The organism is Streptomyces sp. TRM49041 (genome assembly GCF_008271805.1).
Classification (GTDB): domain Bacteria; phylum Actinomycetota; class Actinomycetes; order Streptomycetales; family Streptomycetaceae; genus Streptomyces.
Genome location: NZ_VSRY01000070.1, coordinates 1 through 965 on the forward strand (window position 1 = coordinate 1; position 965 = coordinate 965).

At 68.4% G+C, this 965-nt stretch carries 1 protein-coding gene; it reads left to right on the plus strand.

The window, feature by feature from the left end; all coding sequences use genetic code 11:
- On the plus strand, positions 1-965 hold a 965-nt coding region (locus tag FVS66_RS05025; protein WP_187645388.1), incomplete at both ends, for a polyketide synthase dehydratase domain-containing protein.

Consider the following 965-nt stretch of genomic DNA (forward strand, 5'->3'; position numbering starts at 1 on the left):
TGGCGGCGGCGGTGCAGATGGGTGACCGGGACGAGTGGGTGTTCACGGGTCGGTTGTCCACCGAGAATCAGCCGTGGGTGCGGGATCACGTTGTCCTGGGTGCGGTGATCGTGCCGGGTACTGCGTGGGTGGAGCTGGCGTTGGCCGCCGGCTGTCGTGTGGGTGCGCCGGTGGTGGACGAGCTGGTCATGGAGGCGCCGCTTCTGTTGGAGGAGGGTGCTGCGGCGCAGCTGCGGATCACGGTCGGTGTGGCCGGTGAGGACGGCCGTCGTGAGGTGGTGATCTTCGCTCGTTCCGGGGCTGGGGAGGACGCTGAGACGGTCTGTCACGCGCGGGGATGGCTGGCTGGGGAAGAGGCGACGGTGGTGTCGTCGTGGGCTCCGGTGGAGTGGCCGCCTGTGGGTGGTGTGGAGATGTCCGGTGACGCGTTGTATGCGGGGATGGCGGAGCTCGGGTTCGACTACGGGCCTGTTTTCCAGGGCGTGCGTACGGCGTGGCGTGTGGGCGATGTGGTGTTTGCCGAGGTGGCGCTGCCGGGTGATACCGGTGGTGAGGGTTTCGGTATCCATCCGGCGTTGTTCGATGCGTCGCTTCATGGTGCGTTTGCGGAGAAGGGCTCGGGTGGTGGGGCGACGATCCTGCCGTTCTCGTGGTCGAAGGTGAGTGGGGGCCGTTCGGGTCTGTCCCGGGTCCGGGTGCGGATTGCGTCCGGTGGGGATGCGGCGCTGCGGGTGGATGTGGTGTCCGAGCAGGGTGAGCCGGTTTTGAGTCTGGGCCGGCTGGACATGCGTCCGGTCGATCCGGCGCAGTTGGAGCGGCTGCGTCGTGGTGGGCAGTCCGTCTATGAGCTGGGCTGGGCTCCGGTGACGGTCGGTGCGAGCCGGTCTGCCGAGGTCGTGGTGCTGGGTGATCTGGCCGAGTTGGAGAAGGGCCTGGCCGATGGCGCGCGTGCACCCGAGGTGGTG